This is a genomic window from Microbacterium sp. 05T445 (assembly GCF_056395865.1).
Genome location: NZ_JBFTKJ010000002.1, coordinates 309,016 through 335,327, shown reverse-complemented (window position 1 = coordinate 335,327; position 26,312 = coordinate 309,016). Strand labels below are relative to the sequence as shown.

The following is a 26,312-nucleotide window of genomic DNA, read 5'->3' as shown; positions in this document are numbered from 1 at the left end:
CCGATTCATCGACGACCCCGCTCGTTGAGCGAGCGAGGAACGAGCGAGACGAAACGACCCGGGCCCTGCGGACGGCGCACGGGTGGCGGCATCCACTCTCCTTCGAAGGTAGTTGATCGCGGTCCACAGTTGACCTGGATCAACTAAATGATATATAGTTGACCGCTATCAACTTTCTATTCGGAGGAACCCCCTTTGTCGACACTCTCCGACACGTCATCGCCGGCGACCGCCGAGCGCACCCCGCGCGAGGTGTTCGTCGCGCTCTCGGGACTCATCGTCACGATGTTCGTCGCCGTGCTCTCGGGCACCGTGATCTCCACCTCGATGCCGCTCATCGTCGCCGACCTCGGCGGCGACCAGTCCGCGTACACCTGGGTCATCACGTCGAGCCTGCTCGCCACGGCCGTCACCACCCCCATCTGGGGCAAGCTCGCCGACCTCGTCAACCGCAAGGTGCTGCTGCAGATCTCGATCGTGCTGTTCGTGCTGGGCAGCGCGATCTCGGGCTTCGCACAGGATGCCGGCACGCTCATCGCCGTCCGCGTGATCCAGGGCATCGGCACGGGCGGCCTGATGTCGCTCGTCATGATCGTCGTGGCGCTCATCATCTCGCCGCGTGAGCGCGGCAAGTACATGGGCGTCGTCGGCGGCATCATGGCCGTCGCCACGATCGGCGGGCCGCTCCTCGGCGGTGTCATCACCGACGCGTGGGGCTGGCGCGCCAACTTCTTCCTGCCGGTGCCGCTCGCGATCATCGCGCTGGTGCTGCTGCAGTTCACCCTGCACCTGCCGAAGATGCCGAAGCGCCCGATCAAGATCGACTACGTCGGCGCCATGCTCATGGCGCTGGGCGTCGCACTCACCCTCGTGTGGATCACGCTGGGCGGCAAGCCCGACGCGGGCGGCTTCGAGTGGGACTCGGTCACGAGCTTCGTCATGATCGGCGTCGCCGCAGCGGCGATCGTCGCGTTCATCATCGTCGAGTTCTTCGTGCCCGAGCCGATCGTGCCGATGTCGCTGTTCAAGAACCGCACGTTCGCACTCTCGGTGATCGCCTCGCTCGCGATCGGCGTCGCGATGTTCGCGACGAGTGTGTTCCTCGCGCAGTACTTCCAGCTGGCGCGCGGCGCCACCCCGACCGAATCGGGCCTCATGACGATCCCGATGATCATCGGCCAGATGGGCGCCTCGATCACCGTCGGCGCGCTGATCAGCAAGTTCGGCCGCTGGAAGGGGTTCATGCTCGTCGGCTCGGTGCTCACCATCGCGGGCACGTACCTGCTGACGACGCTGCACTACGACACCCCGTTCGTGTGGGTCGCGGTGTTCATCTTCGTGCTCGGCGCCGGGCTCGGCATGGTCATGCAGAACCTGACCCTCATCGTGCAGAACGACACCCCCGCCTCGCAGCTGGGCGCCGCGTCGTCGAACGTGAACTTCTTCCGTTCGATCGCCGGCACCATCGGCGTGACGATCATGGGGTCGCTCCTGGCGACGCAGGTGACGACGAACATCACCGGCGGCCTCAAGGGGTTCGTGCCCACCACCGCTGAAGAGGTCACCGCGCTGCAGGGGCTCGCCGGAGGCACGGTGCCGAAGGTCGACGAGCTTCCCGAGACGATCCGCGTGATCATCGAGGCCTCGTACGCCGACGGCATCGCGCACGTCTTCTGGATCGCCGTGCCGCTCGCGGTCATGGCCCTCATCGCGATCGCGTTCCTCCCCAACAAGCGCCTGTCGACCAAGTCGGCGGCGCAGGAGCTGCAGGAGGAGGCCGAGAACGTCGCGATCGAGCTCGCCGAGGCCGAGGTCGGGGCCTCCGTGGCGATGGTCGCCGAGCAGATCGAAGAGGCCGACCGCGTGCTCACCGGCTCCGTGCCGGTCACGCGAGCCGACGCCCGCAGGGATCGCTCGTAGCATGTCGGTCATGAGCCCGGACTCCGCCGTCGACGACGCGATCCTCGACGTGGAACAGCAGCTGTCCGTCCTCTTCAACCGGTCGCGTGCCGTGTGGAAGGAGGCGGCCGAGCAGGTGCACCCCGAGCTGCAGCCCGCGGGCTACAAGCTCTTCAGCACCATCGTGCGCCTCGGCGAGACGAACGCGCACGCGCTGGCCCAGCTGTTCGACATGGACAAGAGCGCCGTGAGCCGCCAGGTGCGCACGCTCGAGGAGTTCGGGCTCGTCGAGAGCCGTCCGGATGCCACCGACGGGCGTTGCCGCGTGCTGGTGCCGACCTCGGCGGGGCTCGAGAAGGCGCTGGCAGTGAGAGAGAGCAACAAGTCCCGGCTGCGCGGAGCGCTGCAGACGCGCTCGGCCGAGGACCTGCGGCTGTTCGCCGAGGTGCTGGCCGAGATCTCGGCGGCGTAGGACGTCGGATGCCGGAAGGGCCGCCCGTTCGGGCGGCCCTTCCGTTTTGCCGCTGGCGCCGACCCGGTTCGTTGAGCGAGCGAGGGCGCTTCGTCTCGTCGCTGCGCTCCTCGCTCAGCGACCGACTCACGCGACGAAACGCCATCGCCGAGGTGCCCGTGGATACCCAGCAACGCCGTTCGTGTTGGCGCACGCCCACACGGCCGGCATCCATCCCCCGGTGATACGTTCGCGACGTGCACCATGGGAACCGGTTGCCGGGCGATGACCCGCATCTCGGGCTCACGCTGAGCGGCGGCGGAGCCTTCGGTGCCGCGCACGTGGGTGTCCTGCAGGTGCTCGAGGAGCGCGGCATCCACCCCGGCATCGTGACGGGCACGAGTTCGGGGGCGCTCGTCGGGTCGGCCTATGCGGCCGGCATCGGCGGCGAGGAGATCGAGAAGCTCGCCATGCGCTTCCACTGGGGGCGGATCGCGCGCTGGAGCTTCCAGCCTCGGTGGGGGCTGCTCGACACGCATGCCGTCACGGACTCGATCCACCGGCTGCTCGGCGAGGACCCGCGCATCGAGGACCTGCCGCGTCGGCTCGGCGCCGTCGCGACGGATCTGCGCACGCGTCAGGCCTTCACGATCGACAAGGGGCCACTGAGCGCGGCACTGCGCGCGAGCATCGCCGTGCCGGGACTCCTTCCGCCCGTGCGCCTCGGCGGCAGAGTGCTGGCCGATGGAGGGATGGTCGACAACGTCCCGCACGCGGCGGCCCGCGCGCTGGGCGCGGAGCGCGTCATCGTCGTCCACCTGCACGCCAAGTGGGAGAACGTCAGGATGATGCGCTCCACCACCAAGATCAGCGCCCTCGCGGCCGACCCCACCGTCGTGCTGATCCAGCCCGAGATGGAGCGGATGGCGCAGTGGACGATGCGCGACGTCCCCCGGCTCATCGCCGAAGGACGCCGCGCCGCAGCCGAAGCCCTCGACACGCACGGCTGATCGAGCGCGAGCGACCTCCGCGAAACGCGGCGGCGCCAGAACCTGCGCGCCCTCCGCACTCCGGGCGAAGGTACGTTGAACGCATGACCGACGACATCGCCGCCCGGCTTGCGCGCGTGACCGCGGAGGAGGCCGAGCTCGTGCTCCCCCGCTTCGATCTGGCGGATGCCTGGGCTCTGGGTTCGCGCATGCGCGAGGCCGCGCTGGCAGCCCGGCTGCCGATCGTGATCGGCATCACGCTCGGCGAGGCACGGGTCTTCCACACGGCACTCCCCGGCTCGAGCGCCGACAACGACGGCTGGCTCGACCGCAAGACCCGGGTCGCCCGCCGCTACGGCCGTTCGTCGTTCGGCGTGGGCCTGTCGTTCCGCGCCGCCGGCAAGGACTTCGACACCGACGCCCGGCTCGACACCTCGGTGTACGCCGCGCACGGCGGGGTGTTCCCGATCACGATCGCCGGTGTCGGGGTCGTCGGGACGGTCGGCGTCTCGGGCCTGCCGCAGGCCGAGGACCACGCGTTCGTGGTCGAGCACGTGCGAAGCTGGCTCGCCGACATCTCGCGCCCGGAGGCGTAGCGGACGCCGCTCCCAGCGTCCGAGCCTCTGCCCGGGCGGATCCGCCAGACGCCGACCTCGAGGCATCCTTCCGCCCCCAGGGCAGCATGCCCGTCGCGCGTCGTCCGCAAGCGGGAAGCTCACTCGAACGCGAAGGCCCCGACCGCGCTTTGCCACCAGGCGTAGGCGTCTTCCCAGTACATCGGCTCTCCGGCGGCGACGACGAGTACGAGGTCAGCGTCGTAGCTCCACCCAGCGAGCGTATAGGCACCGTCGGGGCTGTCCCAGCAGGCGAGCACGCCACGATCGACCTGCGTACCGTCGTGCCAGCCGCTCCATCCCCCGTTCGAGCAGTCGTCACTGTCGAGCCCCTCCACCATGTAGCCGACTGCGTCATCGAGGGCCGACGACGAGTCGTAGCTGTACGCGTCGACGACATCCATCCCCACGCCCGTCGACGATGTGCAGGTCACCGCCACGACGAGGCCGCTGGACAGACCGGCCGGCGCAGACAGCTCGGTGCACGACCCGGCGAACTCGGTCGGCAGGCCCGCTGCCAGCTGTTCGGCCGGACTGGGCGCTGGTGGGATCGGCTCATCCGCGGGTTCCGTGGTCGGCACCGGTTCCGGCAGGGGATCCGCGACCGGCGGCTCCTGATAGGGCACCGACCACGACGGCGAGATCAGGAGTGCCACCACGACGGCAGTGAGCACGGGCACCGCGATCGCTGTGACGACCGGACCGGCCTGACGTCGCGCCGTTCGTGTCATGCGCGCGAGCGCCTGGTCGAGCGTGCGGTTGACGTCGGGGGCGAGCCCCGCTCGGAACGCGCTCACAGCTACGGGGTCGACCTCCTGGGCGAACCGCAGGATGTTCAGGAAGCGGTTGGTCGTGTGCGGCACGGAGCGGAACATCTCGGCCATGCGCAGGTACGGCGAATGGGCGACCCGCTCGGCTTGCAGGATGAGCCCGGGCGCGGCGAGCTGCGAGCTGAGCTCCCGCCCGATGAGCAGCCGGTAGACGGCGGCGAGACTCACTCGGAAGTCGCGGCAGCACACGAACGCGATCTGGTCGCCGGTGTACACCGTCGATCGCAGCCACGGCGCGACGACGGGGGCGAGCAGCTTGCGTATGCCTGCGTTGTCGAGAATGAGCTCGGCGACCGCCCAGCGATCGTGCTTCGCCTTGAATGCGCCGAAGTAGGTGCCCAGCAGGAACAGGAGTTCGCCGCGGTGGGCGGGCGTCGTGATGTCCGCGACCGCCCCGCCCTCGATCAGGAGGGCGCGCACGCCGAAGTAGCTCGTCAGGCGTATGCGGGGTGAGAGATTCGGCACGACGAAGATGTCGACGCGACGGTCGTATTGCAGCGTCGCCCGCACTTCGTCGACTGCGCTCTGCAGATCGGGCAGGGTCTGCGAGCTGACAAGCACCGCGTCTCCCAGCAGGCGGACACGGGCGAGCTGGAGGCTCAGCCAGAGTGTCGCCGACACGAAGACCAGGAGAAGCGTCCCGTAAAGCAGGAGAGAGACGTCCACAGCGATCAACCACACGATGAGCCCCGCGAAGACCGCCAGCACCGAGACGATCGCCAGCACGAAGCGTGACGGCTCGGCCGGGAACCTCACCGTCTTCATGTCGAGCGGCGGCACCGCCGACCCCACGTCCGAGGTCGGATCCGCTTGGGTCATGACAACCCCCTAGGCGACTCCGTCGCCTGCATCGTCGCAGGCAACTACCCAGAAGGAGTGGCGCGCCCAGCCGACTGATACTGCGCCGGCACCCGATCGACGCCGCCAAGGCCGTCGCCGCGAGGCTCGGGGTCGTGTCACCTCACCGGCCCCAGCTTCGCCGTCCTGCCGCGCGGCGCCGGACGGTGGCGGGCCTCCCCCGCATCATCGAGGCCCACCACAGCCGAGCCGCCCGCCGCTAGGACGCGGGAACGAGGACGCGGTCGATCGTGTGGATCACGCCGTTGGTCGCGGGGATGTTGATCGCCCACCACACCAGCCGCGGGTCGCGGAGCGCGGGCGTCTCGTCGCGCAGGGTGATGCCGCGGGGCTGGACGACCCCTCCGTTGGCCATCGTGAGGGAACGAGCCGTGATCACCTTCACCGGGCCGAGCTTCTGGCCCGCGACCACGTGGTACAGCAGGATGTTCGAGATCTGCTGCGCCGTGAACGTCGAGGTGATGGCCGACAGCGCGGCGGCCTCACTGGCCGGTTCCGATCCGGTGAGGTCGGTCACGAGCCGCAGGAACGCGCGGTCGTTCGGCGCGAACACCGTATAGGTCTGGCTCGTGTCGGCGAGCGCGCCGTTCAGCCCGGTGGCCAGCACCGCCTGAACGAGGATGTCGTAGTCCCAGGGGTTGCTGTCGGGAGTGCCCCCGCCGGAGGCGGCGACGGCGACGTCCACGATGGTGCCCGCGGGGGCCGAACCGCTGTGAGCCTGGGCGGGCGTGGCAGTGAACACGAGAGCCAGGGCGGCGACCGCCGCTACGGCCAGACGGGTCTTCTTCATGATTCCGATCTCCTTCGATGCGATGCCCGGCACGGTCCGAACGGAGGGTGCCATAGAGGTATTCGCCCGAAGCCGCGCAGACGGATGCAGCGGCCAGGAGTTCGATGCAGACTCGACGCCCGCGACCCGCGCCGGGTCAGCTGAACTCGAGCTCTCCGCGCACGATCGAGTCGCCGGAGTGGGCGGGATCGCCGTCGAGAGGTTCCTTCGACACATCGACGAGCACGTAGTCGCGCAGGTCGACGCCTGCGGGAACGACGAAGGTCCCCTTCGTCCCGTCGAGCTCACCGAGACTCACCAGCGCCGAGGCATCCGCGGTGATGAGCCAGACCTCTCGGAACCCGTCGCCGTCCTCGTCGTCGTCGAGTGTCACGGTGAGCATGCGCTCCCCGGACCGCTCCGTCACGAGGGCCGTACCGGCGGCATCGGGATGAGCGGGGAAGGCAGCCAGGGTCGCCGACGCGATCTCGACGGGCTGCGGCGGTCGCACGAGATTCCACACGCCGACCACCGCCAGAACGATGGCGATGCTCGCGGCCAAGCCGAACAGCACCCGTCCGCCGCGCGAGAGGCGTCGTCGCTTCGCCTGCTCCTCCGCGGGCCGTTGCGGATCTACGTCCGGAGCGACGGATGCATCGGCCGGCGCAGCGACGGCAGCGCCGGCGCTCGCGCCGGAGGCCACGGCCGTCGGCTGCGGCGACCGCACCTCATCGAGGATGCCGTCCCAGACCCGCTCCGGTGGCGTCTCGAGCTCGCCCAGGGTCATGGTGGACCGGCCGACCGCCACGGTGTGCTCGAGCTCGGCCAGCTCGAGCGAGCAGGCGTCGCAGGTCTCGAGGTGGTCGTGCTCAGCATCCGTCATTTCTTCTCCGACGGCGACCAGCGCGAGGCGCTCGGGATCAAGGTGCGACATGAGACACCTCCAATCGGTCGCGCAGGCGGGTGAGACTTCGGCGGATGTGACTCTTCACGGTACCCAGCGGCATGTCGAGGCGCGTGGCGATCTGCTGGTGGGTGAGGTCGTCGTAGAACGCCAGTCGTACCACGCGCTGCGCATCGGGCTCGAGGCGGTCGATCTCGTCGGCGAGCAGCAGCCGGTCTCCGAGGTCCAGCTCAGCGGAGGTCGTCACTTCGGTGACGGCGAACCGCTGAAGCTTCTCGTGCAGCTCGCGCACACGCCGGCGCGCATCGAGCGTGTCGGCGATGCGGCGGCGGGTGATCGTGACGAGCCACGTCGACAGCCGGCCCTTTGCCGGGTCGTAGGACGCCCGCGACGTCCACGCTGAGACGAAGGTCTTCTGCGTCACATCCTCGGCATCCCCTCTGTCGCCGAGCACCCGCAGCGCGAGCGTGAATACGATCGGCGACCACCGTCGGTAGATCTGCTCGAGGGCGCGCTCTTCACCGGCGGCGAAACGGCCGCACAGCTCGCGCTCTTCCTCGTCGTCCACGCTGGTTCCCCTCTGATCGTCCGGCGCCTTCGCCGGCTCACGTGATCGGGGTCGCGATGGCGACCACGTTATCCGTGCACGGGCCGGTGCGGGAGTCGAACTGTCCGACGCACGTGATCAGCCCGAGGCTCCGCGTGCGCGATCGGGCGAACAACGCATCACCCGGCGGGCTCCGCGTTCGGGTAGGAGCAGACGCTGCGCCGTTGCCGGTGCGTCAGCGGTTCGCCCGGCGGCCGCGGCGAGGCCGACGGCGATCGCCGCGAGAGCCTTCGTTCGCACGATGTCCCTCCTTCTCCGAACAGCCCGGTGCCGTGTTCGAAGAGTTCTTCTTGCGGAAGAGGGAGTTTGGATGCAGCCGCGACGAGGAATGCCGGGCGCGGGGTGATGTCGCTTGCCGTCGCTGGATCCGTGCTGGAAGGACTCGGCAGCGGACGTCACGCGAAGTCGCACAGCGAAACCTCGGTTCACGCTGAGCGCGTTCGTGGGGATGCGGAGTTACGGTGGAGCCGTCCCTGAGCGAGACGAAGGGCATCGCGGCGATCCGGGCGGTCCCGGGCTCCGGTTCATACCCGGGAGCGTTGCGGGTTCGACTCCCGCCGTCGCGTCCATCCCATCCGGACGGTCAGCCCAACGCGACCCACCGGGCGGTTGCGCCGTGGAACGTGCTTCCGGGCTTGTCCGTTGGATCGCTGCCGCGCACGACGGGGATCGGCGCAGCAGGACGGGGTTCGGTCAGCCGGCGATGCGCCGAGCGACGCTCCCCACGCGCACGGAACACCCCTCGAGGCCGGTCCTCCCCACCGACGGGCGGAACGGACGGGATGCTGATCGGCTTGCGGCTACGCGGCGTCAACATGGCTCTGGCATTCGATGCAGGCGGAAGCGTACGGGAGCGCTTCGAGGCGGGCGGGCGCGATCTGCCTCCCGCAACGGGTGCAGTGGCCGTACGTGCCTTCGTCGATCCGATTCAATGCTGCGCTGATCTGCGCGACCGTGGCGCGGTGGGCCTCCGCCGTCTGGAAGGCGACGGGGTCGACGCTCGGAAGCGCGAACGGGCTCAACTCCTGGAGAACGGCCAGCCGTTCCTCGAGCTGCTGCTCGAGGTCGCGCCGGATGCCGGCGAGGGCGGCGGAGTCGATGACGCGGTCGGTCATGGTGTGCTCCTTGGGTACAAAAAAGGCGCCGCAGGTGCGACGCGCTGGGGTGTGAGGGTGAACCGTCCGGGGACGGGTCTCACGGCGGCGCGGTGCGAGTGGTGGGCTGCATGGACGATCCACTCGCGGCGTTGCGCAAGGGCGGGAGCACCTCGTGACGGGCGCCCGCGATGTCGACCACGGCCGTCACGACGGACGCGTCGGAGAGACGCTCCGCGCGGTGCCGGCATGTCGTGGTGGTCATGGCCCTCACCATAGCCGGGTTCCGAAAAAGGGCAAATCAGCGGCATTTCTGCCACCGCAGGCACGAATTGACTTTCCCGGGAAGGCGGCTATGGTCGGTGGTTCACCCGCCAGCCAAACAGGGGAAGCGAGTCTTCATGTCCGGTAAATCACCCCATGCACGCGACACCAAGAAGGTCGCGAAATTGTCGCCCAAGGAGAAGCGCGCCGAGAAGCGCGCTGCCCAGGAGCCGCGAGCGTTCATCAAGCCGCGCAAGGGTGCGTCCGGCTGACGAACGAGGCGGGCTCCTCGGCACGGGGAGCCCGCGCTACCGGGCACCGACTGAGACCCGCGTCACCACCACCAGCTGCGCCCCTGCAGCATGTCGCCGAAGTCTTCCGGTGTCCCGCGACCGGTGTGCCGAGCCCCGAGATAGCTGTCCACGACGGCTCGCCCGAGGTCGTCCAGCTCCGGCGCCACCACGTGCCCATCCGCTCGCCGCGCGAGCGCGTCGATGAACCGGGCGAGCCCTGCATCCTCCCCCAGCCGGAAGAACGTCGTCTGCGCGCCCATCCGCTGCACATTGTCGAGCTCGCGCACCGTCACCGCCACCGTCCGCGGATCCGGCGGGTAGGCGAAGAACACACTCCCGTCCGGCCGGAGGTGGGCCGTCGGCTCGCCGTCCGTCACGATCAGCAGCACGGGCTGCGCCGTGGGATTCTGCCGGAAATGCCGCTGCGCCAGCATCAGCGCGTGCTGCAGGTTGGTGCCCTTGTCCCACTCGGAATCCCTCGCGGTGAGCTGCTCGATGTCGATCACCTCGGCGTGACGCGCGAACGCGATCAGCTGCAGCTTGTCGCCGCGGAACCGCGTCGAGATGAGGTGGTGCAGCGCCAGCGCCGTGCGCTTCATCGGCACCCACCGACCGTCGAGCGCCATCGAGAACGACGTGTCCACGAGCAGCGCGACCGCAGCCTGCGTGCGCTGCTCGGTCTCGACCACCTCGACGTCGCGCGTATCGAGCCGCACGCCGGCCGACACGTCTCCCCCGTCGAGCACCGTCCGCAGCACCGCGTTCGACACCGTGCGCGGGATGTCCCACGGCTCGGTGTCGCCGAACGCCCACTCGCGCGTCGAACCGGTGCGGTCGCCGGCGGCGCCGACGTTGCGCGTCTCGCGGCGGCCCGTGCGACCCGACTGCCGCGTCGCGATGTCGCGCAGCAGCGCACGCCCCAGCTGCCGCATCGCCCGGGGTGTGAGCCGGAGCTGACCGTCGGACGCGCGCTGCAGCATCCCGGTGTCCCTCAGCTCCTGCTCCAGCTCGCGCAGCGTGCGGGCGCTGACGGATGCCTCCTCGCCCATGAGCCGCTCGAGTGCGTCGAGGTCGATGTCGTCCATGCGCGCGCCCGGGTACGCCTGGCTGAGCTGATCGGTCAGCGCATCGAGGTCGGAGAGGTCCTGCATGAGGCCGGTCGCCTCGCCGAGACCCGCCGGCTGATCGCCGGAGAAGGATGCCGAACCCGACCAGTCCTCGCCGGGCCTGAGCGAGCGCAGATTGTCGTCGAGGCGCGACAGCGACTGCATCAGGTCGGGCGAGCCGAACGCCTGCTCGGCGAGGCTCAGCAGCTCGTCGCGCTGTTCGGGGGTCATCGAGTTGAGCATGCGCTGAGCGGCCGCAGCACGCTGGGCCATGGCATCCAGCAGCTCATCGAGGTTCTGCGGGCTCTCGGGGAACTGGTCCCCGTGCTTGCGCATGAACTCGTCGAAGTCCTCCTGCGTGTCTTCGCCCATGCGGCGCTTCTCGAGCAGGTCGTTGAGATCGTTGAGCATGTCGCGAACGGCCTGGCGGTCGGCATCCGTCGCGTTCTCGAGAGCGTTCTTCATGCCGGCGAACCGCTGATCCAGGAGTTCCCGGCCCAGCAGCTCGCGGATGCGGTCGTAGTCGGCCCGCGCGCTCGGGCTCTGCCAGTCGTAGTCGGCGAGGTCGTTGACGGCCGTGGCGGTGCTCTGCGGCAGGTTCTCGAGCCGCATCTCGGCGAAGGCGCGCACGTCGTCGTCGAGGTTCACGTCGCGCACGAGGTGCTTGCGCTCCTCCAGCACGGCGTGGTCGAGCAGCCTCCGTACCTCTTCGAGGGTGCCGTCGAGCCGGTGCCGACTCACCAGCTCGGCGCGACGCTCGCGCACGCGGCGGGCGAGGTCGTCGAGGCCGAGCCGGTCGCGGTCGCCGCGGCGCAGGTACTCGCGCAGCGCGCGGTCAGCGGAGGTTCCCGACATGACGTCCTGCCCGATCGCCTCGAGCGCGGACTGCACTTCGACCGGCGGCGCGAGCGGGTCGCCGCCGGTGTAGCGCCCGTACCGCGCGGTGTGCGCGGGCGTGCGATGGAAGCTGCGGGGCATTACGGGATGCCTCCTCCTGCGCGCGCCGGAGGCTCGGCGCGTTTCGTCTCGCTGCGCTCGCTCAACGACCGGGAGACCAGGGTGCGTTTCGTCTCGCTGCGCTCGCTCAACGACCGGGAGACCAGGGTGCGTTTCGTCTCGCTTCGCTCGCTCAACGACCGGGAGACCAGGGTGCGTTTCGTCTCGCTTCGCTCGCTCAACGACCGGGGAGCGGAGTCGGCGCGATACGCGGAGGCAGTCGGTCGCTGAGCGAGCGCCAGCGAGACGAAGCGCCTGCGCTCGCTCAACGACCGGAGGACGGAGTCGGCGCGATACGCGGAGGCAGTCGGTCGCTGAGCGAGCGCCAGCGAGACGAAGCGCCTGCGCTCGCTCAAAGACCGAGGGAATGCGTCAGCCATAGACGATCTCACCCCCAGCGCTGTCCTTGCCGATCTTGCGCTCGAGGTACAGCGACTCGAGCAGCAGCTCCAGGGCACCCGCCCGCTCCCCCGGCGTGATGGCCTCGAGACGGTCGGCGACCTGGTCGTAGAGATCGGACTCGCCGAGCACGGGCAGGGCCGCGAGTACGTCGGCGGCGGTCACCTGCTCGCCGGTCATCACGGTCGCGCCGTCGTGGAGGGCCTCGGCGAGCGCGCGGGAGTCGAGCCCGCGCAGGTGGGCGCGGGCGGTGTCGGCGACGGCGGTGCGCAGCAGGTGCTCGAGGGTGGCGCGCTCGCGGCCCTCCTCCCCGGTCTCGAACTCGATCTTGCCGCCGAGCACGTCGACGGCGGTCTCGAGGTCCACGGGGCGGGCGACGGCGACCTCCTCGTGCTGACGCGTCGCGCGATGCAGGGCGGCTGCGGCGATCGTCTCGGCGCCGGCGATCGCGAACCGGGCGGAGACGCCCGCGCGCTGGTCGACGGCATCCGATTCCCGCAGGTTGCGCGTGAAGCGCGCGAGGATCTCGAGCAGGTGCGCGGGAACCTCGGCGACGAGATCGGCCTCCTGGCGGATGACCGCGATCTCCTCGTCGATCGTCTGCGGGTAATGCGTGCGGATCTCGGCGCCGAAGCGGTCCTGCAGAGGCGTGATGATGCGGCCGCGGTTCGTGTAGTCCTCGGGGTTGGCGGTGGCGACCACGAGCACGTCGAGGTCGAGTCGCAGAACGTAGCCGCGGATCTGGATGTCGCGCTCCTCCATGACGTTCAGCAGCGACACCTGGATGCGTTCGGCGAGGTCGGGCAGCTCGTTGATCGCGACGATGCCGCGGTGGCTGCGCGGCACGAGCCCGTAGTGGATCGTCTCGGGGTCTCCGAGCGAGCGGCCCTCGGCGACCTTGATCGGGTCGACGTCGCCGATGAGGTCGGCCACCGACGTGTCGGGGGTGGCGAGCTTCTCGGCATACCGCTCGCTGCGGTGGCGCCACGCGACGGGCAGGTCGTCGCCCAGCTCGCCGGCACGACGGACGGATGCCGGTGAGATCGGGTGGAACGGATGCTCCCCGAGCTCGGACCCCTCGATGACCGGCGCCCACTCGTCGAGCAGGCCGCTGAGGCTGCGGAGGAGCCGCGTCTTGCCCTGCCCCCGCTCGCCGAGCAGCACGATGTCGTGGCCGGCGAGGAGGGCGCGCTCGAGCTGCGGGATGACCGTCGTGTCGAAGCCGTGGATGCCGGGCCACGGGTCGTCGCCGTTCGCGAGGGCGGCGAGGAGGTTCTCGCGGATCTCGACGCGGATCGGCCGGTAGGTGTGACCCGCTGCGCGCAGCCGGCCGGCGGTGGTGATCGCTGGTGAAGGCGTCATGTCGGCACGCTACGCCTGGTGCGCGGGGGTGGGGGCCGGATCGGCGACATTCCTTGCGTGGCGGGGCGGTGGTGTGCGACCACTCCTGCGGGCTACGACGGCGCGGCGCCGGCGGCAGGGGCGATGGAAGGTGCCGCCACACCGCGTTCCGCGTGTGCGAGCGTCGGTCGGTCGGTTCGGACGACCTGGGCGTTGAGCGCGCGGACGACCGCGCTCAGGAATGCCGCGATGATGCTGCGCTCCTCGACGCTCGGCACCCAGTACACGGCTTCCGCGACGCCGTTCACGATCCGCTCGGAGTCGTACTCGCATCCCAATGTGAGCGAGTTCACATCGTGCCCTTCTCCGTCCAGAAGGAACCTCACCGCTCGCAGAACCGAGGCCTCGTCAAGCACCTTCGCCGCGCGCGCCTCGCGGAGAATCGCGGCGCCGTCACCGATCGACTGCACGGCATCATGGGTCATGTCGGGTGCCACCACCAGCTCTGCGAGAACGCGCTCGGTCATCAGGGTCGGGTCGAGCAGAGCCCGCACCGGCAACCGGTCTTTGACGGCAGCGAACCTCTCGATGGCCCAGGCCTCCTGAATGTCGGACAGCACGACCTCGCGGATTGCGGGGTAACCACCCACAAGCCGAAGTTCTGGGTCTCGGACGCTCCATTCCGCCCAATACGGTTTGAAGTGCGCGTAGCTCAGGCTGGCCTCGATCAGCTTCAACCGCCCTTCCTGGAAATGAGTGTCTTCACTCGCTCGCAACTCTTGCGCGTACATGCATGCGAGCGAGTGCTGGATACCGAGGTCAGTTGACGACTCCGCGTCGTGAAGCCATTTGGTCAAGAGCGCCTGCGACGACAAGTCGAATCGAGGACGCACCCACGGCGTAAGAACCTCGGCGTCGATGGCGAGCGTCATCCGCATGGTTTCTGCCTCCCCGCCCAGGCGGTACAAGACATCGGGCGCCTTCAGATCCACGACCATGCGGGCGAGCACGGCTGCGACGCGGTGGCCGAGCAGCCGACCATCACCTTGAACAGTGGCCAGGGCAGGAAACCTCCCGGTACGAGACCATTCCAGCGCCAGCCAATTGCGTACCGAACTGAGGTACCACTGCATGAGACGCAGCATCATCAGGGGTGGCTCGGGCCGCACGCCGTCACGGATTCGGACCCGGTCGAACGGGAGGACGCATACGATCCGCTGCAGTCGTGGCGCAGGGTCGCTCACATCCCCGGCGAGCCTGCGCGTGCTTCGTTTGGCGGCATCCTCGTGCCACGCCAACGGGTCGACGGAGAGTACGGGCTCCTCACCGCAGAGCACCGCCGCCAGGTCGATCATCGGCTCCAGCCGGTCTATTCGCCGCAAGAGGACGTCAGCATCGGTATGCGTCCCGGCGTACTCATAAACCTCTTCGTATTCGGCCACGAGGTTCGACGGGTCCTCTTCGAGCGCCTGGTGGATGCACGCCTGCCGGTCAGAACCGCCCGTGATCATCGCTACCGAGGTGAGCGCGGATGACCGCCAGTTCTCCACCCCGTAGAAGCCGTTGATATCCGTGTAGCGGGCGGCCACCCGAATGGCGGCGAAGGTCGCGGCCATGGTCAGAAGCTCTCGATGGTGGTCCTCTGACATGTCCCCGAAGGGAAGCCTGAGGACCTCCTCCTCGATGTCGTTGCCGTTTCTGCGAAGAACAACCATCGCCGTCACGCCATCGAGAATCGTGACGTCGATGAGCCACGGCGACGTGTTGAGAAGGAGCTGGAACACCGCCGCGACGAGCGACGCCATCCCGTTGCCGCTCTTGTCAGCGACATCGATGAGCTTCCCGAAATCGGGCTGGTTGCCTCCACCATGCGAAGCGGACCTGTCCCCGCCTGACCCATGGGCCGAGCGGATCTGCGTCAGCACATCGATGGCCCAGGCCGGGTTGCTCTGCCCGTCCGGCGAGACCGCCCGCGCATCGACGCGCGGCGACGTCGCGAGGCCCACGGACAGCGCCAGCGCGCCATAGACGCTCAGGGCGAGTCCCCCGAGGCCGACGACGATCAACACCGCGGAGAAGAGTGCATCATCGGTGAGCCGCAGCGCGCTGTACCCCAGTCCGACGATGACGGATCCGGAGGCTGTCAGCCAATACCCGCGGCGTCTCATTGAGCGAGCGAAATCACGGGTCGCACGAGCATCTCGATTGCCGGGGAAGAACACGATCAGCCGAGCGCACACGAGAAGCACGACGAACATCACAAGTGACGCCAGGAGCCAGGAGCCGAATACCCAGGCGACCACTGAATCGACGGGCTCGACGGACTGCGTGCTCGTCGGCGATGAGAACTCCATCACTCCCCCCTTGGTGACGAAGGGAAGAGCGAAGGACGCGGCATCCTGATACCCGGCCCTCTTGCGGGTGCCGCCTGCCGGGAGTATCTGTGGGGTGGCTGCGCGCGCGATAGCGCGGCCGGGGGAATCGCGAAGACGGACGGGGGAAGCCGGCCATGACCGATGAGCAGTTCCTCACCATCCCGTCGATCCCCGGCGAGGCCGTCGACGACCGGCATCCGGGCGCCATCGAGGTGCTGAGCTGGAGCTGGGCCGTGTCGAACGCCCCGCCCGCCGGCGGCGGTGCGGGCGGTGGCCGGATCGGCAAGCCGACGCTCACGGAGGTCGCCGTGTCGTTGCGTGTGGATGCCGCGACGCCGCGCCTCTTCGATGCCTGCGCACGCGGCATCCACCTCAACGAAGTCCTGCTGTCGGCGCGGCGCGCGGGCATGACCGGCGACTACGTCACGGTGCGCCTGCAGGACGCCGTCGTGACGTCGGCGGCCACCGGCTTCTCAGGCGATGAGCCCGTGGTGCAGATCACCCTGGGATTCGCGACCGTGACGCTGACCTATCAGCCGACCCTGCCCGACGGCTCGCTCGGCGATCCGGTCTCGGTCACGATCGGTCACGTCCAGAGGTGATCGACGCCGTCAGCGGTTGTCGCCCGTGACGTCGATGAGCACCTTGCCCACCGCGCCCTGCTCGACCGCGTCGTGAGCGGCCGCGGTCGCTTCGAGCGAGAACCAGGAGAGCGGCAGCCCCGCCTGGTCGCCGACGGGGAGCGCGTCGTCGCGGAGAGCGGCGGTGATGTCTTCGGCAGCGGCCGTCAGCGCGGCGTCGCCGACCGTGTACAGCAGCAGCCCCTGGATGCGCACGTTCTTCGCGAAGGTCGGCCGCACCGGGAGGGTGGCCTGGTCGCCCCCGTTGTCGGCGTAGTAGGCGATCGATCCGTGGTTCGCGACGATCTGCCCGTCGAGCACCGCGTTCTGCGCGAGCGACACCTCGACGACGTGATCGACGCCCTGGGGAGCGAGAGCGGCGATCTGGGCGGCGGCATCCTCCTGGCGATAGTTCACGACGTGGTGCGCGCCCGCGGCGAGCGCGAGAGCGGCCTTCTCGTCGCTGGAGATCGTGGCGATCACCGTCGCCCCCGCCCATACGGCGAGCTGGATGGCGGCGTGCCCGACGGCACCCGCCCCACCGGCGACGAGCACGATACGGCCCTCCAACGCCCCTGGCGACAGCCGGGCCGGTCCGGACTCGTGCACGGTGAGCGCCCGGTGCGCGGTCATGGCGGGCACGCCGAGGCTCGCCGCGACGTCGAAGCCGACCCCCTCGGGGAGCTTCACCGCCCGCTCCGCGGGCACGACCGTGTACTCCTGCGCCGTCCCGGTGGGGCGCTGGTGTTGAGCGAGGTACACCCAGACGCGGTCGCCGACCGCGAGGTCTGCCACGTCCTCGCCGACGGCGTCGATCACGCCCGCGCCGTCCTGATTCGGCACGACCTCGGCGAAGGCCGTGGCCGCGCCGCTGCCCGCGCGCGCCTTCCAGTCGGTCGGGTTGACGCCCGAGACCGCGACCCTCACGCGCACCTCTCCCGGGCCCGGCTGCGCGGGCGCACGCTCCGCGAGCGAGAGGACGGACGACGTGCCGGTGCGGGAGTAGACGATGGATCGCATGCGACAGCCAACGCATGCGGGGGCCTGCGCATTTCCCGCGCGAGCACGCCCCGTGCATACAGGGAGGCCGCCACGCCTCAGCGCAGCGGCCTCCCGTCGTCCACCGCGTCAGGCGGTCAGCTCGGAGGCCAGCTCCTCGAACACCGCGACGTAGGCGTCGATCGCCTCGTCGGTGTGCGTGACCGACAGCGTCCACTCCTCCTCGCGACCCGGGGTCATGAAGATGCCCCGGTTCAGGTTGAAGAGCCACGCGAGGTCGGCGAGCTCGGCATCCTGGTTCTCCTTGAAGGTCTCGTAGTCCACGACCTTCTTCGTCGAGAACGTGACGCAGCCTTTCGAGCCGATGCCGAGGGCGTAGCCGGGCAGCTCGTACTTGTCGACGACGGCCTGGCACCCGTTGACGATGCGGTCGTTGAGGTGGTTCAGGTGCGCGTAGGCGTCGGGCGTGAGCACCTCGGTGAGCGACGCGCGGGCCGCCGCCATCGTGAGCGGGTTCCCGTTGTACGTGCCCACCTGGTAGACCGAGTGGTCCTCGACGACCGCCATGACCTCTTCGGTGGCGCCGATCGCGCCCGACGGCAGCCCGCCGCCGAGGGCCTTGGCGAGGGTCACCATGTCGGGTGTGACGCCGAACTTGTCGGTCGCGCCGCCGGGGGCGATGCACAGGCCGGTCTTTACCTCGTCGAAGATCAGCACGATGCCGTGCTCGCGGGTGATGTCGCGCACCGCCTGCAGGTAGCCGTCCTCGGGCAGCACCACGCCGAGGTTCATCATGGCGGCCTCCATGATGACGCAGGCCGGCTTGCGACCCTCGGCGATGAGCGCCTCGATGCGCCGCTCCATCGCACCGGCGTCGTTGAACGGCACCGCGACCGTCATGTCGACGACGGACTGCGGGATGCCGGCGCCGTACGGCAGCGACGCGAGGTTCTCGCGATCGCCGATCTTGTCGTACTCGACGCCGATCGACACCATCACGGTGTCGTGGTGGCCGTGGTACGAGCCGAAGATCTTCATCACGGTGTCGCGGCCGGTGAGCGCCCGCGCGATGCGGATCGCGTCCATCGTCGCCTCGGACCCGGAGTTCGTGTAGCGCCACTTGGGCAGCGAGAACCGGCGGGCGAGCTCGTCGGCGACGATCACGTCGTCCTCGGTGGGGCAGCCGAAGTGCGTGCCCTGCGGGTAGCGCGCGGCGAGCGCCGCGCCGATCGCGGGGTGCGCGTGCCCCTGGACCATGGAGCCGAACCCGTTGTGGAAGTCCCACATCCGATTGCCGTCGACATCCCAGACCCTCGGGCCCGAGCCCTTCTCGATGTAGATGGGCCACGGGTCGCGCAGCTGGTACGACGAGGCCACGCCACCGGCCAGGTGGACGCGGGCGCGCTCGTACAGGTCGCGCGACGCGGTGGTCCGCGCGTCGAGTCGGGCCGCCTCACGGGCTGTCAGCTCGGCGATGCGAGCGCGGTCGATGGTGACAGTCATGCTTCCTCCGCAGGACTCATGCCGACCGGCCTGGCGTCGGCATCCTTTGCAGGGAAGCGCTCCTCGGTCGGCCTGGCGCCGGGAGCGGTCCGGAGACGCCAGCAACATATCGCATTCCACCCGGCCGCGCATCTCGCCGATGACCGGGTCGTGCGCGGCCGCAGGACCTCGCCGTCACGGCGGCGCGGCGAGGACGGACCGGTGCCCGTTGCAGGAGTGGCGCAGCTGCTTCGAGAACGGCGCGAAGCGTCAGGACACCCACTCCACGAGCTGCCAGATGAGCCCGTTCGGGTCGGCGAACTGGCAGAACCGCTCGCCCCACGGCTCGGTCTCGGGCGGCGTCACCACGCGCGCGCCGGCCGCCGCGATCCGCGCGAACTCGTCGTCCAGTACCTCGACGACGTAGACCAGCAGCATCCCGTCGCCGGCCGCGCCGGCGATCTCCTGCGGCGTGAAGGTCGCCAGCCCGGTCGCGAGGAAGATCAGATTCGTGCCGACGGACGGATGCCGCAACGACACGAATCCGTCGGCCGCCATCGCCTCCTCGTACCCGAAGTGGGTCTTGGCGAAGCTCGCCGAGGCCTCCACGTCGGCGACGTTGAGCGAGATGGCAGTCCGAGTGATGTTCATGGATTCTCCCGTCATAAACTCTGTACAACGTACAGTATTTGATGAGCATTCCCCAGGAGGTGCGTCGTGCCCCGACCGCTGGTCGACCTGCTGTGGCGCGACCGCGCCGACATCCCCACCGGTGGCAGCCGCGGCCCCAAGGCCCGCCACTCGACGGGCGACGTCGTCATGCGCGCCATCGCCCTCGCCGACGAGGGCGGCCTCGCCGCGGTCACGGTGCGCGCACTCGCCCAGTCGCTCGGCATGACGACGATGTCGGTCTACACCCACGTCAACAGCCGCGACGACCTCCTCGTGCTCATGGCCGACCATGCGCACGCCGTGATGCCGCGAGAGCCGTTCGGCCGCGCGGGCTGGCGCACGCGCCTGCGCCACGTCGCCGACGACAACCTCGCGCTCCTGCGCGCGCACCCCTGGCTGCTCGACATCGACGACCCGCGCATCGCGCTCGGGCCCGGCACCATCGCGAAGTACGACCACGAGCTGCAGGCCTTCGACGGTACGTCGATCGGTGACGTCGAGCGCGATGCGGCGCTGACGTTCGTGCTCGACTTCGTGCGCGCCGCGGCGGGCCGCCTCGTCGAGCGCGCCGCCGCCGAGGACTTCGCGGAGGTGTGGCAGCAGTCGGCCGAACCCCTGGCCGGCTACGTCGGCGACGACTTCCCGCTCGCCCGGCGGGTGGGTCGGGCCGCCGGCGAGGCCATGGGCGGCCCCTACGACGCCGCGCGGGCGTGGGAGTTCGGCCTCACGCGGGTGATCGCAGGGCTCGGCGGCCTCGACGGCCAGCCCGGCGACACCGACTGAGTCCCGCTCCCCGACGCGGCGGAGCCCCCGATCGCTCAGGGGCTCCGCAGTATCGGGTCAGCTGAGCCGGCGGCGGCGCAGCGTCACCAGGATCGCGCCGACCACGAGCAGACCCGCGCCGAGCACCGCGGCGCTCCACGCGATCACCCCGCCGGTCACCGCGAGATCATCGGATGCCGCAGCCTTCACCACGTCGTCGATCCGGACGGTCGACGGCGCCGACGCGATGCCGCTGCCGTCAGGAGCCACGCCGGCCGCCGTGGCGGTGTTGACCAGCGCGGTGCCGTCGAGGTCGGCGGCGACCACCGTGTAGCCCGCGGTGCAGACCGTGCTCTGGCCCGGCAGCAGGTCGGTGCCGGCCGGGCAGTCGACGACGACCTCGGCACCGCGGCCGCTGAACGCGCCCTCGCTCACGGCCACGTTCCGTGCCGTGGTGTTGCCGGTGTTGGTGACCGTGAAGGCGTAGGTGACGAGCTGCCCCGCCGCGGTGACCTTCGTCGCCTCGGTCGACTTCACCAGGCCGAGGGCAGGGCGGGCGGGCTCGGGCACCGTCACGCTCGACGCGGGCGAAGTCGGCGGCTGCACGCCCGCCGGCCCGGTGCCGCGCGCGACCGCGGAGTTCGCGATCTCGCCGGAGTCGACATCCTCCTGGGTGACGGTGTACGTCGCCGCGCACACGAGCTGGTCACCGGGAGCGAGCGGATCGCCGTTCTCGCAGGCCGGGTCGTCGAGCGGGCCGGTTCCCGTGAACGCACCCTCCTCGACGTGGGGGTCGGCGATCGTCACGTTGCCGGTGTTCGTGATCACGAACGAGTACGTGATCTGGTCGCCTGCGCGGATCTCGCCGGGCGTCGCGACCTGGGCCGACTTCACGAGCGACAGCGCCGGGGCGCGGTCGATCGTGACGGTCGCGGTCGACGGGTCGGTGGTCGTCGGCGTGCCGGAAGCGGATGCCGTGGCCACCGCCGTGTTCGTCACCGCACCGGCATCCACATCCGCCTGCGTCAGCGCGTAGGCCATCTCGCACGTCACGTCCTCGCCCGGGGCGAGCGAGACCTTCGCGCACTCCGCCGCGGCCAACGCACCGGTGCCGGAGAACGCCGACTCGACGATCTGCAGCGCGGTCACCGTGACGTTGCCCTCGTTCGCGACGTGGAAGGTGTATCGGATCGCGTCGCCGGCGGCATCCGCTTCGTCCGGGGTCGCCTTCTTCTCGAGCACGAGCAGGGGCGACTGCACCGCATCCACGGTCACCGTCGACGTCTCTGAGACGAGGGCGTCGCCCGACGGCGCCTCGGCCGAGACCTCGGCCGTGTTCACGAGGCGACCGGCGTCGATGTCGGCCTGGGTCACCTCGTACGGGGCCGTGCACGTGAACGACTCGGTGGGTGCGAGCTTCGTCTCCGGGCAGTCGATCGCCCCGAGCGCGCCGGTGCCGCTGAACGCGACCTCGGCGATCTCGATGCCGGAGAGGCTCACGTTGCCGATGTTGGCGACGACGAACCGGAACTCGATGTCGTCGCCGACGGCGTCGTACGAGGCGACGTCCGCGGACTTCGCGATGCTGATCGCCGGGGCGGCGTTCGCCGTGACCTTGACGGTCGAGTCGGCCGACCGGACGTCGGCGTCGGCCGTGTCGAGGCCGGTGGCGCGTGCCGTGTTGGTGATGCCACCGCGGTTCATGTCGGCCTGCGTGACGGTGTACTCCGCCGTGCAGACGAGCTGCTGGCCGGGCGAGAGCACATCGGCCGGGCAGGCCACGACGGGCGTCGTGCCGCTGCCGGTGAAGCCGGTCTCGTCGACGGCGACGTCGTGGAGCGTGACGTTGCCCGTGTTGCGGACCGTGAACGTGTACGTGAGCTTCTCCCCCGCCGCGTTCACGAACGCCGTGCTCGCCGTCTTCGACAGCGTCAGGCGCGCCAGCGGGGTCTGCGGGGTCGTGACCGTCGACGCGTCGGATACCGGGCCGGTCGGCGCGGTCCCCGTGGCGCGCGCGGTGTTCGAGAGCGACCCCGAGTCGACGTCGTCCTGCGTGAGGGTGTACGTCGCCTCGCAGGTGAACTGCTCGGTCGGGGCGAGCTCGGTGGCCGGACAGTCGATCGCCGACAGCGTGCCGGTGCCGGTGAAGGCGGTCTCGTCGACCGAGATGCCGGTCACCGGAACGTTGCCCGTGTTGGTCACGACGAACGTGTAGGTGATGAGCTGACCGGCGTTGTAGGCATCCGCTCCCGCCGGCGTCGCCGACTTCACGAGGTCGAGGGATGCGACCTGCTCGACGTCGACGGTGGCCGACGACGCGGGCGAGGTGACGGCGGCGGCGGGGCCCGTCGCGGTGGCGGTCGCGGTATTGGTCACCGCGCCGGCCGTCAGGTCGGCCTGGGTCACCGGGTAGGTGGCCGTGCAGTCCACGGTCGCGTCGGGGGCGAGCGCACCCGAGGGGCACGTGATCGCCGAGAGCGCGCCGCTGCCGCTGAACGCCGTCTCGTCGATCGCCACGTTCCGCAGCGTCACGTTGCCGGAGTTGCGCACCGAGAACGTGTAGTCGATCACGTCGCCGACCGAGTCGACGGTGCCCGGCGCCGCCTTCTTGGTGAGGGTGAGCGCGGGGTTCTGCGCCGCGTTCACGGTGACGACGTCCGTGCTGTTGCTCAGCGCCGGGCCCGAGGGCGGCGCCGCGGTCGCGGTCGCCTGGTCCGACACGGAGCCGTGGTCGAGGTCGGCCTGCGTCGTCACATACGTCGCCGTGAAGACCGCGGACTGGCCGGGAGCGAGGCTGGTCGACGCGCCCGAGCAGGCTCCGGCGGGCCCGGTGAGCGACGAGCACGTGGGAACGGGCGCCTCGCTCGACGCGGCCGAGTTCACCAAGGCGTCCGTGACGCGCACGTCGCTCAGCGTGACTGCGGTGTTGTTCGTCACGGTGAAGGTGAACACCACCGGCTGGCCCACGGCATCCACCGTCGCGCGGTCCGCCGTCTTCGTGATGGCGGGCTGCGCGCTCTGCGCCTGCAGCCCTGTCAGCGACGACTCGGCCTCGCCGACGAGCTTGTCGCCGGCGGTCACGTTGGTGCCGATGCTGTTCCACGCGACGTTGCCGGCCGCCGAGGGCGGGGTGCTGACGGTGTACGTCGCCGCGAACCCCTTCGTGACCGACACGGTGCCCTCGTACGCGAAGCGCAGGGCCGTGACCGACGCCAGCGAGGACGGGGCGGTCGTCGTCCAGTCGTCCACGCAACCGGGGTTGGTCGGCAGCACCTCCGGGCGGCACGGATTCGCCGCCTGCGAGTACGCGACCGCGAGCTTGGCCGGCAGCGGATCGATGCCGGTCAGGGTGACAGGGAACTGCGAGCCGCGCGGCGCCGTGGACGAGGCGCGCGTGTCGCCCACCCGCGGCAGCAGGTCGTACATGACCGGCTTCGTGAGCGTCGACTCGCCGGTGTTCGTGAAGGTCACCGTGTACGACGCGGTGCCGCCGTCGACACTCACGTGGCCCGTGCCGCCGCTGCCGATGGGCGCAGCATCGAGATTGCCCTGCACCGTCTTGTCGACGGTGAAGCCCGCGTTGATCGCCGCGATCTTCAGGTTGCTCGAGTAGCCGCAGTAGTTGTCGGCGTCGGGTGCGCCGTTCGAGCGCAGACCGGTGGTGCCGAACGGGTACATCGGCGCGGGCTCGACGTGGGCGCTCACGTAGTTGTTGAAGTAGCACTGCGCGATCGGCGCGTCGTAGCCGACCGTGAGGTCGCCCGTGTAGTCGCCGGCGCAGCCAGGCTCGAGGGTGAGCGACGCGAGCGGCGACGAGGTCCGGATGTTGTAGTAGCCGGGCACGGTCACCACGCCCGCGGGGATCTTCCACTGCACGAGCGTGCGCCCGGTGCCGTTGAAGTCCGGCGTCGTCGTCGGCGTCACCACGGGCGACGTGTAGGTCTTGCCGCCGCTGCCGTTCGCGTTCATCGACGCGAAGCTGAACGCGGTGGCCGCGGGAGCGACCGCGACGGTGCCCGCCGGTGCCAGATAGTCGATGTAGACAGCCTTCGAGGGCGCCGACGGCAGCTCGATGCGGTTGCTGTAGGCGCCGTTCGTGCTGCTGTTGAGGTAGGCGTTGGCGCTGCACGTGGTGCCCACCTGGACGGTCGTGAGCCCGGGGTAGACGAACGCCGCGTCGTTCGCCGGCGGACGCTCGACCTGCAGTCGCGAGGTCGCGGTCTGGTCCGCCAAGAGCGGGGTCCCGGTGTCCCCGGCCGTGTACGGCGTCGAGGTGACCTTGTTCGTGAGGACGGCGGGCGCCGGCACATCGCTCGACGCGTAGCCGAACATCCGCAGGCGCATCGTGGCGGCCGAGTTCGATCCCTGCGACGCGAACGGCGGGACGTTCACCTGCGCGACCGCAGGAGAGGTGGGGACGACCCAGCCCTTGTTCGCGGTGTACGGGATCGTCGCGCTCGTGCCGTCGGTGCGGATCACCGTGATGGCGTCGGCGGCGGTCAGGGCGAAACCGGTCGGCACGATGAGCGTCGGGACGAACGCGGGGTTCGCGCAGTACGTGCCGACGGCGTTCGACGTGTAGTTTCCGCCGGATCCGTTCGCCAGGCAGGGCATCGGGTCCTTGATGTCGTACGACAGCCCGCCGTTGACGGTGGCCGGCACAGTGTTCATGGTGATGTCGTAGTAGGTCGTCGCGCCGGTCCCGTCCCAGTTGCCGGGGTAGGTGTGCGACGCGCGCCCGGCGCCGTCCGCCGGGGCGAACTGGCCGATGTTGCTCAGGGTCGAGGGCGCGGTGGTCGACTTCGCCACGGTCGTGGCGATGTCCACGACCGGGCTGCAGACCTGCGTCGCGGCGGCAGAGCCGGTGACGCCGTCGAGATACGTCCAGGAGGCCGAGGCCGCGTTGCACACACGGCTTCCGACCGGGTTGGGCACGCCGCCCGTGGACGCCTTCCCGGCGACGTAGATCGTGACGAAGTTGCCGCTGTTCAGCGGCGGATTGCCGCACGCCGTGCCCGTCGGGTCGGAATACGTGAACACACGCGTCGCGGCGTCGTACGAGAAGGTGCCGGGGATGCTGTTGCGGGTGCGGTACGACTGGTACTCGAAGTTGGCGGGGAGGGTCGCCGAGATGCTGAGCGCCGACAGACCGACGTCGCCGGTGTACTGCCCGTTGAGGCCGCAGTAGAGCGTGACCGTGTACTCGAACTGGTTGCCGGCGATCACCCGGGCGGGCGACCCGTTCGTGAGGCTCACGTTGCGGCCCGCCGTGATGGTCGCCGTCGCGGGGACCCCCGTGCTGGGGTCGGAGTTCGCGCTCGCGAGCGTCGGGGTCATCGTGACGACGGTGTTGTCGAACGTCTTGTACTCGGGCGCGGTGAGCGTGAACGTGCACTGCTTCGACCCCGTCGGCAGCGTCCCGTAGTGGAACACGACCTGCCCGGCCGTCACCGTCTTGGTGACGCCCGCGCATGAGCTGTTGCCGATCCACGACCCGAAATCGGTGATCGCGGGGGTCCCGGTGATCGAGGTCGTGGGGATGGTGACCGTCGACTCGGTGCAGCCGCCGTCGGTGCTGCAGCTGACGGTCAGGGTGAACGGGGTCGCGACACCGCTCTTGAACGTCGCGGTGGCCGGCGTGAGCGTGATCGCCGTACCGGCGGCCACCGCGGGAGCCGCCGGCACGGCGACGGTCGCCAGGGCGACGACGAGTGCGGCGAGGAATGCGACCCAGGCGGTGCGCCTCCCTGCGCCACGCAGCGTGAGATCCCGCGTGTTCCCGCGGTCCCGACGCGCACGGACCCTCGTCTTCTCGGCCATTGCCGCCCCCTGTCGATGCTCACGGGCGCGCCGATGGGCGCTCACCCCGCGAAAAGCTAGCGGTCGGACGGCGTCCGGTTCCTCCCGCTTCACCCCGGACTCACCCCGGGGCGCCCGGTCACAGATCGCCGCGGCGACGACACCGTGTGAGAGCCTGGTGCAGGCGGA

The 26,312-nt window shown here is 69.9% G+C and carries 20 protein-coding genes and 1 tRNA gene; 8 read left to right on the top strand and 13 right to left on the bottom strand.

Annotation, left to right across the window (positions count from 1 at the left end; genetic code table 11):
* Positions 1–195 precede the first annotated feature (195 nt).
* From AC1DDU_RS11095 to AC1DDU_RS11080, 4 genes are all read left to right on the top strand, one after another.
* Positions 196–1,920, top strand: a complete 1,725-nt coding sequence (locus AC1DDU_RS11095) for an MDR family MFS transporter (protein ID WP_477434025.1) — start codon at positions 196–198, stop codon at positions 1,918–1,920.
* A gap of 10 nt (positions 1,921–1,930) precedes the next feature.
* Positions 1,931–2,371, top strand: a complete 441-nt coding sequence (locus AC1DDU_RS11090; RefSeq protein WP_477434023.1) for a MarR family winged helix-turn-helix transcriptional regulator — start codon at positions 1,931–1,933, stop codon at positions 2,369–2,371.
* A gap of 236 nt (positions 2,372–2,607) precedes the next feature.
* The gene (locus AC1DDU_RS11085) at positions 2,608–3,360 is read left to right on the top strand and encodes a patatin-like phospholipase family protein (protein ID WP_477434021.1); all 753 of its coding nucleotides are present in this window, start codon (positions 2,608–2,610) and stop codon (positions 3,358–3,360) included.
* 83 nt (positions 3,361–3,443) lie between these two features.
* The gene (locus tag AC1DDU_RS11080; protein ID WP_477434019.1) at positions 3,444–3,935 is read left to right on the top strand and encodes a heme-degrading domain-containing protein; all 492 of its coding nucleotides are present in this window, start codon (positions 3,444–3,446) and stop codon (positions 3,933–3,935) included.
* Between the two features lie 119 nt (positions 3,936–4,054).
* On the opposite strand, the gene AC1DDU_RS11075 is transcribed toward AC1DDU_RS11080, so the two are convergent.
* The 4 genes from AC1DDU_RS11075 to AC1DDU_RS11060 all read right to left on the bottom strand — a co-directional run bounded on the left by AC1DDU_RS11075 (position 4,055) and on the right by AC1DDU_RS11060 (position 7,882).
* The gene (locus tag AC1DDU_RS11075) at positions 4,055–5,602 is read right to left on the bottom strand and encodes a hypothetical protein (RefSeq protein ID WP_477434017.1); all 1,548 of its coding nucleotides are present in this window, start codon (positions 5,600–5,602) and stop codon (positions 4,055–4,057) included.
* Positions 5,603–5,840: 238 nt separating this feature from the next.
* Entirely contained in the window at positions 5,841–6,431 is a 591-nt protein-coding gene (locus AC1DDU_RS11070) for a fasciclin domain-containing protein (protein ID WP_477434015.1), read from the bottom strand.
* Between the two features lie 136 nt (positions 6,432–6,567).
* The gene (locus AC1DDU_RS11065; RefSeq protein WP_477434014.1) at positions 6,568–7,344 is read right to left on the bottom strand and encodes an anti-sigma factor; all 777 of its coding nucleotides are present in this window, start codon (positions 7,342–7,344) and stop codon (positions 6,568–6,570) included.
* A complete protein-coding gene (locus AC1DDU_RS11060; RefSeq protein WP_477434012.1) occupies positions 7,331–7,882 on the bottom strand; it encodes an RNA polymerase sigma factor in 552 nt (183 codons plus the stop codon). Before AC1DDU_RS11060 ends, AC1DDU_RS11065 begins: the two co-directional genes overlap by 14 nt.
* Before the next feature lie 532 nt (positions 7,883–8,414).
* Between AC1DDU_RS11060 and AC1DDU_RS11055 the strand changes: the two genes are divergently transcribed.
* Positions 8,415–8,490: transfer RNA gene (locus AC1DDU_RS11055), tRNA-Met, on the top strand.
* Between the two features lie 231 nt (positions 8,491–8,721).
* Here the strand turns inward: AC1DDU_RS11055 and AC1DDU_RS11050 are convergent.
* Positions 8,722–9,036: a TraR/DksA family transcriptional regulator gene (locus tag AC1DDU_RS11050; protein ID WP_477434010.1), complete on the bottom strand. Its 315-nt coding sequence runs from the start codon at positions 9,034–9,036 to the stop codon at positions 8,722–8,724.
* 79 nt (positions 9,037–9,115) lie between these two features.
* Positions 9,116–9,280 (bottom strand): hypothetical protein, encoded by a 165-nt coding sequence (locus AC1DDU_RS11045; protein ID WP_477434008.1) that lies wholly within the window; start codon positions 9,278–9,280, stop codon positions 9,116–9,118.
* Positions 9,281–9,416: 136 nt separating this feature from the next.
* On the opposite strand from AC1DDU_RS11045, the gene AC1DDU_RS11040 reads away from it, so the two are divergent.
* Positions 9,417–9,551 (top strand): hypothetical protein, encoded by a 135-nt coding sequence (locus tag AC1DDU_RS11040; RefSeq protein ID WP_477434006.1) that lies wholly within the window; start codon positions 9,417–9,419, stop codon positions 9,549–9,551.
* 62 nt (positions 9,552–9,613) lie between these two features.
* Here AC1DDU_RS11040 and AC1DDU_RS11035 read toward each other — a convergent pair whose 3' ends face one another.
* From AC1DDU_RS11035 to AC1DDU_RS11025, 3 genes are all read right to left on the bottom strand, one after another.
* Positions 9,614–11,656 (bottom strand): vWA domain-containing protein, encoded by a 2,043-nt coding sequence (locus AC1DDU_RS11035; protein ID WP_477434004.1) that lies wholly within the window; start codon positions 11,654–11,656, stop codon positions 9,614–9,616.
* 390 nt (positions 11,657–12,046) lie between these two features.
* On the bottom strand, positions 12,047–13,435 hold the full coding sequence (locus tag AC1DDU_RS11030) for a sigma 54-interacting transcriptional regulator (RefSeq protein WP_477434002.1): 1,389 nt from the start codon (positions 13,433–13,435) through the stop codon (positions 12,047–12,049).
* A gap of 92 nt (positions 13,436–13,527) precedes the next feature.
* Positions 13,528–15,768, bottom strand: coding sequence for a hypothetical protein (locus tag AC1DDU_RS11025; protein ID WP_477434000.1), 2,241 nt, complete (start codon positions 15,766–15,768; stop codon positions 13,528–13,530).
* Between the two features lie 155 nt (positions 15,769–15,923).
* Here AC1DDU_RS11025 and AC1DDU_RS11020 point away from each other — a divergent pair, with 155 nt between their 5' ends.
* Positions 15,924–16,391: an Hcp family type VI secretion system effector gene (locus AC1DDU_RS11020; protein ID WP_477433998.1), complete on the top strand. Its 468-nt coding sequence runs from the start codon at positions 15,924–15,926 to the stop codon at positions 16,389–16,391.
* Positions 16,392–16,400: 9 nt separating this feature from the next.
* Here AC1DDU_RS11020 and AC1DDU_RS11015 read toward each other — a convergent pair whose 3' ends face one another.
* From AC1DDU_RS11015 to AC1DDU_RS11005, 3 genes are all read right to left on the bottom strand, one after another.
* The gene (locus AC1DDU_RS11015; protein ID WP_477433996.1) at positions 16,401–17,429 is read right to left on the bottom strand and encodes an NADPH:quinone reductase; all 1,029 of its coding nucleotides are present in this window, start codon (positions 17,427–17,429) and stop codon (positions 16,401–16,403) included.
* A 108-nt stretch (positions 17,430–17,537) separates the two neighbouring features.
* Positions 17,538–18,911, bottom strand: coding sequence for an aspartate aminotransferase family protein (locus tag AC1DDU_RS11010; protein WP_477433994.1), 1,374 nt, complete (start codon positions 18,909–18,911; stop codon positions 17,538–17,540).
* A 249-nt stretch (positions 18,912–19,160) separates the two neighbouring features.
* Complete coding sequence (locus tag AC1DDU_RS11005; RefSeq protein WP_477433992.1) at positions 19,161–19,541, bottom strand: VOC family protein; 381 nt, start codon at positions 19,539–19,541, stop codon at positions 19,161–19,163.
* Positions 19,542–19,607: 66 nt separating this feature from the next.
* Between AC1DDU_RS11005 and AC1DDU_RS11000 the strand changes: the two genes are divergently transcribed.
* Positions 19,608–20,345 (top strand): TetR/AcrR family transcriptional regulator, encoded by a 738-nt coding sequence (locus AC1DDU_RS11000; RefSeq protein ID WP_477433991.1) that lies wholly within the window; start codon positions 19,608–19,610, stop codon positions 20,343–20,345.
* 57 nt (positions 20,346–20,402) lie between these two features.
* On the opposite strand, the gene AC1DDU_RS10995 is transcribed toward AC1DDU_RS11000, so the two are convergent.
* Positions 20,403–26,144 carry a DUF7507 domain-containing protein gene (locus AC1DDU_RS10995; RefSeq protein WP_477433989.1) on the bottom strand — a complete coding sequence of 1,914 codons (5,742 nt, stop codon included), beginning with the start codon at positions 26,142–26,144 and terminating at the stop codon, positions 20,403–20,405.
* Positions 26,145–26,312: the final 168 nt, after the last annotated feature.

Excerpts from the sequence above, each read along its gene's own strand:
- AC1DDU_RS11090 (WP_477434023.1), top strand. The coding sequence starts at position 1,931 with ATGAGCCCGGACTCCGCCGTCGACGACGCGATCCTCGACGTGGAACAG.
- AC1DDU_RS11080 (WP_477434019.1), top strand. The coding sequence starts at position 3,444 with ATGACCGACGACATCGCCGCCCGGCTTGCGCGCGTGACCGCGGAGGAG.
- AC1DDU_RS11075 (WP_477434017.1), bottom strand. The coding sequence starts at position 5,602 with ATGACCCAAGCGGATCCGACCTCGGACGTGGGGTCGGCGGTGCCGCCG.
- AC1DDU_RS11070 (WP_477434015.1), bottom strand. The coding sequence starts at position 6,431 with ATGAAGAAGACCCGTCTGGCCGTAGCGGCGGTCGCCGCCCTGGCTCTC.
- AC1DDU_RS11065 (WP_477434014.1), bottom strand. The coding sequence starts at position 7,344 with ATGTCGCACCTTGATCCCGAGCGCCTCGCGCTGGTCGCCGTCGGAGAA.
- AC1DDU_RS11050 (WP_477434010.1), bottom strand. The coding sequence starts at position 9,036 with ATGACCGACCGCGTCATCGACTCCGCCGCCCTCGCCGGCATCCGGCGC.
- AC1DDU_RS11045 (WP_477434008.1), bottom strand. The coding sequence starts at position 9,280 with ATGACCACCACGACATGCCGGCACCGCGCGGAGCGTCTCTCCGACGCG.
- AC1DDU_RS11040 (WP_477434006.1), top strand. The coding sequence starts at position 9,417 with ATGTCCGGTAAATCACCCCATGCACGCGACACCAAGAAGGTCGCGAAA.
- AC1DDU_RS11035 (WP_477434004.1), bottom strand. The coding sequence starts at position 11,656 with ATGCCCCGCAGCTTCCATCGCACGCCCGCGCACACCGCGCGGTACGGG.
- AC1DDU_RS11030 (WP_477434002.1), bottom strand. The coding sequence starts at position 13,435 with ATGACGCCTTCACCAGCGATCACCACCGCCGGCCGGCTGCGCGCAGCG.
- AC1DDU_RS11025 (WP_477434000.1), bottom strand. The coding sequence starts at position 15,768 with ATGGAGTTCTCATCGCCGACGAGCACGCAGTCCGTCGAGCCCGTCGAT.
- AC1DDU_RS11020 (WP_477433998.1), top strand. The coding sequence starts at position 15,924 with ATGACCGATGAGCAGTTCCTCACCATCCCGTCGATCCCCGGCGAGGCC.
- AC1DDU_RS11015 (WP_477433996.1), bottom strand. The coding sequence starts at position 17,429 with ATGCGATCCATCGTCTACTCCCGCACCGGCACGTCGTCCGTCCTCTCG.
- AC1DDU_RS11010 (WP_477433994.1), bottom strand. The coding sequence starts at position 18,911 with ATGACTGTCACCATCGACCGCGCTCGCATCGCCGAGCTGACAGCCCGT.
- AC1DDU_RS11005 (WP_477433992.1), bottom strand. The coding sequence starts at position 19,541 with ATGAACATCACTCGGACTGCCATCTCGCTCAACGTCGCCGACGTGGAG.
- AC1DDU_RS10995 (WP_477433989.1), bottom strand. The coding sequence starts at position 26,144 with ATGGCCGAGAAGACGAGGGTCCGTGCGCGTCGGGACCGCGGGAACACG.